This is a genomic window from Burkholderia sp. APQ4-4ca (assembly GCF_057837105.1).
In genome coordinates, this window is sequence record NZ_JBYQCG010000154.1 from 1 (window position 1) to 7,927 (window position 7,927).

Genomic DNA, 7,927 nt, shown 5'->3' on the forward strand with positions numbered 1-7,927 from the left:
AGGACGAGGGCTTCGATCTCGGAATTCGCTTCGGCGAGGTGCCGGATGCGCGCATCAACGCGCGGCTCCTGCTCGAAAACAGGCGCGTGGTGTGCGCGTCACCCGGCTATGTAGCGCGGCATGGCGAGCCTTCCGTGCCGCACGATCTCATACGGCACGCGTGCATCGTGTTGCGCGAGAACGAGTCGGCGTACGGCACGTGGCATTTTTCCCGCGGCAAGCGGGCGGAGACTGTCAAGGTGGATGGCGCATTGTCCAGCAACGACGGCGGCGTCGTGCTGCATTGGGCGCTCGAAGGGCGCGGGATTGTCGTGCGATCGCAGTGGGAGATCGCGGAGCACCTAGCGAGCGGCGAACTCGTTTCGTTGCTCGCGGACTGGGCATTGCCGGACGCCAATATCCATGCGATCTATCTGGAGCGCAACCAGCTTTCGGTCAAGCTCAGGACATTTGTTGACTTCCTGGGCGAGTATTTGCGCAGGCCGGCGAACCTTGCGTGACACGCTATCGTTGTGAGCAGCGAACCGGGCTCACACGTGACGAATCTGACTTTCGGGTGACCGCTTTCGAAGGTTGATGGGACATCCGAACGACGCTTGATGGCCGGATGCCGCGCCGCGCCGCTCGACGACACCTTCGTGCCCCCTTGCGACCACCCGGTTTTCTCCTGAGCCGTCATTCGTGTTAGCTCAATCCACCCTCTACCGTTCCGGTTTCTGCCATGGCTTATCGACTGCACATCGAACGTGATCCGTCCATCTCGCTGGATGAATGGCGGGCCGCTATCCTCGGGCAAGCCTCATTAAAAGAAGACGAGCGCCCGGTCACGTCGGTGAATCCAGTGACGGGCGAAAGGATTTCGATTCCGGGCAGACCTGGCGATGTCGCGGTCCTTGTCGATGGTGAATGGATCAAGACCTTTAGCTGGAATCGGGGCCGTGCAAGTTTCAACGCGCCTCTGAATCTATCCGCGGTCGATCCAACAATGGCGGCGGCTATGCAACTGGCCGTGGCGCTTTCTGCCGTCATCCGGGGCGATGAAGGCGAGGTCTACCCGCTTGCTGGCTGAGATCCGCCGGCCGCTGCTCTGCGACGGGCGACTTCCGACCCGAAGCGGACAGCGCACCTTCCCCGAAGCAGTCACGCACTGTGACGTTGTAGGTGGCGACTATTCAACGCCTCAAGAAATGAGCCGGGTATTGGTTGCATCTCGCCTTCAGGTCCTATCACACGAATCTGCGGATCGTTGACGGCAACTTGCAGCCCCGGCGGCAAGGCAAAGAATTTGATCAAATCGGGCCTGTCTACGCCCAATTGATAGAGCGAAATTCTGATGAATTGCCCGGGATTCTGCAAACCAAGTTCATCATTCAAATCTGTGAGCGACCAACCAGAGTCTGTTTCATGAGCGAGATCACGAGTCAGCAGTACACGACATGCGCTCTTGTATTCGGCGTGCACTACCGCACTTTGCCGCAGCGAAGGAAAGTCAGGTTGCAGATCCATGGCGACGCTTCCGACCACGTCCTTCTGATTGCGCAGGTGCATCAGCGTGCTGTTGACGGAATCGATGAACCTGATCGGAATCTCCTTCATATCGGGTTCGATGATGCGCAGTGTGTCTGTCGCCCCTCCATCGAGCATCGTTAGCATCCAGCCGATCTGCAGGGTCTCGCCCGCGCGGAATCGCTCGCCGTCGGCGACACGCTGCTCAAGGAAACGTAGCAGCCAACTGATGTCCTGATCGGGGATTGCACCGTTGGTGACCTGAATCTGGAATTCCGGATGGGCAAACCGCTTGCAATCGACGGTTCTATGAATAGAATCGGTCCGCTGCTGCGCAGCTTGTTTCGAGCCGGTCGATCGAAATAGCGAGCGAAAAAGCATAGTTCACATTCTTGGGTGGCAGGCGATTGTGGACCTATCCGTCATTTTGTGGGCGGGGCATATCATGAGAGGTAAAAGCCATGGATATGCCAATGAAGAAGAAAAGGCAAACTGTAGCGCGTCAGGCAGCGGCCCGCGGGCCGCTGCCTGAACTGCCCAAGGAACTGCTGGACCAACTGGTCAAGGGGCCGATGACGCCGGCCGAGGTCCAGGATTTGATGCTGGCGTTCAACAAAGCAGTCATCGAACGCGCAATGGGCGCCGAGATGAATCTGCATCTGGGCTACCCGTCGGGCCAGTCCAAGCCGCCGGGGCAAGCCAACGAGCGCAACGGCGCCAGCGGCAAGACGGTCATCACCGATCGGGGCCCGGTTCGGGTCGAAGTCCCCCGCGATCGCGACGGCAGCTTCGAACCGATCCTGATTCCCAAGCATGAGCGCCGCTTCACCGGCTTCGACGAACGCATCATCGCGATGTACGCCCGCGGCATGAGCGTGCGCGAGATTCAGGCCTTTCTGGCTGAGAGCTACGGCACCGAGGTATCTCCCGACTTCATCAGCTCGGTCACCGACGAGGTGATGGCCGAGGCGCTGAGCTGGCAAAGCCGCCCGCTCGAAACGATGTATCCAGTGGTGTTCTTCGATGCGCTGCGCGTCAAGATCCGCGACGACGGCGTGGTCAGCAACAAGGCCGTCTATCTGGCCTTGGGCATTCAGGCCGACGGCCAGCGCGACGTGCTGGGCCTCTGGATCGAGCAGACCGAGGGGGCCAAGTTCTGGCTCAAGGTGTTCAACGAACTGAAGACGCGCGGCTGCCAGGACATCCTGATCGCCGTGGTCGATGGCCTGAAGGGGCTCACCGAAGCCATCGGCGCGGCCTATCCGCGGACCACCGTTCAGACCTGCATCGTGCATCTGATCCGCAACAGCCTCGAATACGCCAGCTACAAGGACCGTAAGGTGCTCGCCGCGGCGCTGCGCCCGATCTACGCGGCTGCCAGCGAAGAGGCGGCACGGCAGGCGCTGCAAGACTTCGCCGACGGACCTTGGGGCGCAAAGTACCCGACGATCGTGCAGTCCTGGCAACGCGCGTGGGAGCACGTCGTGCCGTTCTACGTGTTTCCGCCGGAGATTCGACGGGTCGTTTATACGACAAACGCCATCGAGAGCCTGAACATGCAACTGCGCAAGATCATCAAGACCCGTGGCCACTTCCCGAATGACGAGGCGGCCATCAAGCTGCTCTGGCTGGCGATGCGCAACGTACTGGCCAAGACCGTGCGGTCCGCGTTCGACTGGAAATCAGCAATGAACCAGTTTGCTATCCTGTTCGGCGAGCGATTTATGCAGGCGCGTGGATAACGCGTTGTTCAACCGCCTCGCCCACAACAATGCGGACAGGTTCATTGTCGCCCATCCTGACCATGATATAGAAGGTCCGATGCTGGCCGATCTGAGCCCAATAAACGACCGACTCATGTGCATTGGTCATAGTGTGTCTTATGTCGCCGCAGGCGCGATCAAATCGCTCGTGGTATTCGGCACAGAATCGTTTCTCGTTCGACGATAAGTTCAATAACGCGAGGAGATTCGCCGCATTGTTCGAGGCAGCAAAGGCTTCGAGTTCATGCGGAGCATCAGGGTACAACTCCCTCATTGGTTCGAGAGTGCCGGAGTTCCGAACGGCGTAGTCAATGACCCACATGCTGTAGACGACGCGTTCGATCAGCGTCAGGCTGTCGAAACCCTCGAGTGATGTTTTCTGAATGACTCGGTCGCCTTCGTCAACCAACCACGTTTCCATATCGAGTTTCATAGGCGGGTCGGCACTATAGATGCCTTTCAGCAAGGCGTTGTTTGCACTGGGTATGAGTGTCCGTTCGTGGCCGATGACCGCCCGATGCCGCCGTCACACTGCGTTGGATCGGAGGACGGCGCGCACCGACCCGAAGCGGACGTAGATGATACGAGACTCGCAGCCGCAGAGAGGTCAGTGGCCTTTCTACGGGCTAGGGATCTACGATGACTTGCCGCCACCGGGAGAGAATGGCCGAAGCGCGTCTTCTCGGGGCAGTTCTGCAGGAGCATTGCCTGCGAGCCCGTAGACCTCGATGCCACTCAACAATCCGCCGCTCTCGAATATGAATATCCCGGCTGGTTCATCGTCTGGACCGAAAATAAAATCGCCGAGGATGTGTACGCCTGGCGGCGCAGAGTCGCGGCCCTTGATCTGGAAATTGATGGACCCACAGCCGCAAGGACAGCGCCATGGTGTTACCTCGGCCGCTGCGAGTTGTTCGAAAAACTCTCGCGCCTTCGGCTCACCGTGCTCCAGCATCCAACGAGCGAGAGACATCTCGGATGCAGACAATGGGCGGTTTTGTTCGAGAGTATCCATGGAGTAAGAGTTCAGCTCGTGTCTACCAGTTTAACAGCCCGCTATGGGCAGTTATCCTCTCATCCGGAACATCCGACGCGGACACTGGTGAATGACTCAAAGTGGCCGAATGCGGCCCGACGCGGCCGGCTGTCACAGACCAACGCGCATGCAAGTTCGAGCGAGAATTCGGAACCCGCACAGCAGTCGGGCCGAACTGCGTCGCCCACTGGCCGCCTCGAGCATACCGGATCAGATGCGTTGTTACTGGAGCTATTCCCGACAGGACTGATGAGTGTGGACGTCCGGCTGAGCGTTGTCGGGGCAGCAGACCCTTTCGGAATCGGCATCAGACTAGGCTTGAGAGCACGTGACATCCACACGTAGCCCGATGCCCGTGCCGCGCAATCGGGATACCGTCATCCGTCATCAAAACATCACCCTCCTCGATGACGTTCGGTGAGACATCAGGGTGCTGCGGACAAGAGACAAGGTCGCCTTTGCGAGCAATAAAGCGTCCATCAAAGCGCATCTTCGTTGAACCTGTTTCTACCTTGCCACCGTGGTCAGTGGCATCCCCAATTCGAATCAGATTAATCACTAAGCTTCCTCAATTCGTTGATCTCCGAAGGAGCTACCTCGGGTTGTCCATCGTTAACTTCATACCGCGAAACCGCTCAATGCACTATCCCATTCGAAATTCCCAGTCGACGGTCCTGAACGAAATTCATATTCGCGAGCAGAGCTTGACAACCCGCATCATTGCTCAATCAATATATGATCGGCTTTAATCCAACGAAGCAAATGCTTACCCGATGCGTTAACGTAGTCCACGTAGGCCCACCCATTCGGAGACTGCTTCAATACGGTTACGACATCATTCTGGACGAGATAGGCTCGACTTGCGGTACCGTCGTCGGGGGCTGTGAACAGAGTCGCTTTTGCTACCGATACCGTGGCGGTCAGGCCATCAGCCACCGCTTCTTGCGCTACTGCTGTACCTGCAGAGCTACTAGAGCCTTTCGAAAGCGCGGTATCAATCAGTTGCGCATCGAAGCGCGCCCCATCCGCTTTCAGAGCCGCAGCAATTTTCCGATAGGCCTCGCGATTCGTCGATGAAGGTGGGTCACACCGCAAGAGATTGTCGGCCCCTGAAGCATTGCGCATCAGCAAATGTGGGGGCTGTCCTGCATCGATGGACGCTAACTTGTTGCTTGCCGATGGACGATCGCGCGTGAGCATCATCGAAGTTTGGGAATCTGTTCCCCACTGTGCACCTTGACTCGGTTGCCATCCCGCTCCGCAAATCTCTCCGGTTTGCTCGGCCGTAATGCAACCTGTCTTTATCTCAATCATGGAACAGTACTCCCGGTTTAGTACCGTTTCCGGTTGCCCTTGCCCCGTGGACACTGTCCCCTGGTCGTTGCGCATAACGACTACATATTGACCTGAAGGGGAGATATTCCATTTGTTGGGCGGCTCCATCTGAGTTCCACCGTCGGCGTTCGGCTCACCTGCTCGTGGCAGCAAGCCAAACGTCGTTCCATTGGGAAAGGAGAAAACTGCTTTCTTCCAGGCCCGGCGGGGCAATGGATCTTGAGGGTTCGCCGCGTTGCTATAGATCACTGCGGCTCCGCCAGGCAATGCAAAGCGCAGAGTTGACTGTGGTGCTGCGCTTGCTAGACCCGACCAAAGCATCGTCATCGCAAGCATAGTTCCGACATGTGTGACAAGCATGCACGGGGTACCTTCCCGAAACAACGGAACACGCGCAGTCGTAAGTTTTAACGCTGATTTTTTCAAGATGGCATTCCCAAAGCTTGGACCAAACGTTGATAACGTCCCGGCGCAACTGAGGCTAGCCAAATTTCCGTCCCAGTCTTAGCTGGAAAATTCCGGCTCTTCGGGGCGGGCCGAACCGGCCCGATCGGTGCACTGGCGGGCGAATTCCGCCGGTGTCATCCACTGCAGCGCAGAGTGAGGACGCGCCTCGTTATAGTACTCGCGCCAGACTTCGATTTTGCATCTGGCGTCTTCCAGCGACAAGAACCAGTGTGCGTTGAGGCACTCCTCCCGAAAGCGTTCGTTGAAGGATTCATTCTTCGCATTGTCGGTCGGCTTGCCAGGACGCGAGAAGTCAATCTCCACGCCATTCTCGTACGCCCATTTGTCGAGCGCCTTCGAAATGAACTCGCTGCCATTGTCTGCCTTGATATAGCGGGGAAGCGGACGATGATGCGCGAGCCGAGTCAGCGCAGCGACAACGTGCTCGCCACGCAACGATCCGTCGACTTCAATCGCCAAGCACTCCCGCGTGTAGTTGTCCACGATCGTGAGCGTGCGCAAGCGTCGACCATCAAACAGCGCGTCCGCGACGAAATCCATACTCCAGATTTCGTTGATTGCGCTTACTGACTGCTTCGGCTGGCGGCGGCGAGCCGACTTGTTCCGTCGAGGTCGCTTATGGCGCAACGAAAGGCCCAGTTCGCGATACACGCGTTCTACTCTCTTGTGGTTGTCTCTCCAGCCTTCCCGGCGAAGCATCACGTACACGGGGGTGCACCGTAATGCACCCGCACTTCCGTGATCTCCTTGATGCGCATTTCCAGTGCGCTTTGATCCCGCGCGACCGACTCGTAGCGGTAGACCGTGCGGGACAGCTGCAACAATGCGCAGGTCTGTCGCTGGCTTGCGCCGAAACGCTGCATCAAGTCCGTGACAAGCTCACGGCGCCGAGAAGGCTTCAGATTTTTTTGACAGCACGTCCTGCAGCATGGCCTTGTCCAGCGACAGATCGGCCACGAGCCGCTTGAGCTTGGCGTTCTCTTCCTCAAGTTGCTTCAGCCGACGCAGTTCCGAGGGCGACAGCCCGCCGTATTTCGTCCGCCAGTTGTAGAACGTCGCATCGCTGATCCCCATCTTGCGGCAGACCTCCGCGACAGGCGTGCCCAGCTCGGCCTGCTTCAATGCGTATGCGATTTGCTCTTCGGTGAACCTGCTCTTCTTCACGGCATGACCTCCTGGTCTTGATGACAACGTCATGCCGGAATTTTCCACTTTCAAACGGGACAGTTTTGTGGGCTAGGGTCAGCTACCGTGACCCCACGGTAGCCGTCCCTCACACCCCAACTCCAAACCCCAAACCAACCCTTACTCATCCACCTTAAAAGCCGAAACCAGCTTGGTCAATTCCGCCGCCTGCTGCTTCAAACTCTCCGCGGCCGCCGCGCTTTCCTCGACCAAGGCCGCATTCTGCTGCGTCATTTGGTCCAAAGACTGCACCGCATCCCCGATCTGATCGATCCCGGCACTCTGCTCCAGGCTAGCCTCAGCAATCTCGCTCATCATCGCGCTAACGCCTTGAACCTGCGACACAACATCACTCATCACCTTCCCCGCCTCCCTAACGAGCCGCGACCCGGCACCCACCGTCCCCGCGCTATGCTCGATCAGCGACTTAATCTCCTTCGCCGCCTGCGCACTGCGCTGCGCCAGATTCCGCACCTCCGAAGCGACCACAGCAAACCCACGCCCCTGCTCCCCCGCCCGCGCCGCCTCAACCGCCGCATTCAACGCCAGAATATTCGTCTGAAACGAGATACTGTCGATCATCACGATGATCTCGGAGATCCGCTGCGACGCGTCGCTGATCTGCTCCATCGTC

The 7,927-nt window shown here is 58.3% G+C and carries 9 protein-coding genes and 1 pseudogene; 3 read left to right on the forward strand and 7 right to left on the reverse strand.

Annotated features, from left to right (window positions below):
• Together AC3IFE_RS18590 and AC3IFE_RS18595 are read left to right on the forward strand one after the other, a co-directional pair.
• On the forward strand, positions 1-500 hold a 500-nt coding region (locus tag AC3IFE_RS18590), incomplete at its 5' end, for a LysR substrate-binding domain-containing protein (RefSeq protein ID WP_489191500.1).
• A gap of 221 nt (positions 501-721) precedes the next feature.
• Entirely contained in the window at positions 722-1,069 is a 348-nt protein-coding gene (locus AC3IFE_RS18595) for a hypothetical protein (protein WP_489191502.1), read from the forward strand.
• Between the two features lie 71 nt (positions 1,070-1,140).
• On the opposite strand, the gene AC3IFE_RS18600 is transcribed toward AC3IFE_RS18595, so the two are convergent.
• Positions 1,141-1,887, reverse strand: coding sequence for an immunity protein Imm33 domain-containing protein (locus AC3IFE_RS18600; protein WP_489191504.1), 747 nt, complete (start codon positions 1,885-1,887; stop codon positions 1,141-1,143).
• A gap of 86 nt (positions 1,888-1,973) precedes the next feature.
• Here AC3IFE_RS18600 and AC3IFE_RS18605 point away from each other — a divergent pair, with 86 nt between their 5' ends.
• Entirely contained in the window at positions 1,974-3,248 is a 1,275-nt protein-coding gene (locus AC3IFE_RS18605; RefSeq protein ID WP_489191512.1) for an IS256-like element ISBcen18 family transposase, read from the forward strand.
• Here the strand turns inward: AC3IFE_RS18605 and AC3IFE_RS18610 are convergent.
• The 6 genes and pseudogenes from AC3IFE_RS18610 to AC3IFE_RS18635 form a co-directional block, all read right to left on the reverse strand.
• On the reverse strand, positions 3,229-3,702 hold the full coding sequence (locus AC3IFE_RS18610; protein ID WP_489191505.1) for a hypothetical protein: 474 nt from the start codon (positions 3,700-3,702) through the stop codon (positions 3,229-3,231). The genes AC3IFE_RS18605 and AC3IFE_RS18610 overlap by 20 nt on opposite strands.
• A 201-nt stretch (positions 3,703-3,903) precedes the next feature.
• Positions 3,904-4,284, reverse strand: coding sequence for a hypothetical protein (locus tag AC3IFE_RS18615; RefSeq protein ID WP_489191507.1), 381 nt, complete (start codon positions 4,282-4,284; stop codon positions 3,904-3,906).
• Positions 4,285-4,612: 328 nt separating this feature from the next.
• On the reverse strand, positions 4,613-4,864 hold the full coding sequence (locus tag AC3IFE_RS18620) for a PAAR domain-containing protein (protein ID WP_489191508.1): 252 nt from the start codon (positions 4,862-4,864) through the stop codon (positions 4,613-4,615).
• A gap of 158 nt (positions 4,865-5,022) precedes the next feature.
• Positions 5,023-5,889, reverse strand: coding sequence for a hypothetical protein (locus AC3IFE_RS18625; RefSeq protein ID WP_489191509.1), 867 nt, complete (start codon positions 5,887-5,889; stop codon positions 5,023-5,025).
• 255 nt (positions 5,890-6,144) lie between these two features.
• Positions 6,145-7,272, reverse strand: a pseudogene (locus AC3IFE_RS18630) (IS3 family transposase).
• 141 nt (positions 7,273-7,413) lie between these two features.
• A partial coding sequence (locus tag AC3IFE_RS18635; protein WP_489191511.1) for a methyl-accepting chemotaxis protein occupies positions 7,414-7,927 on the reverse strand: 514 nt, incomplete at its 5' end.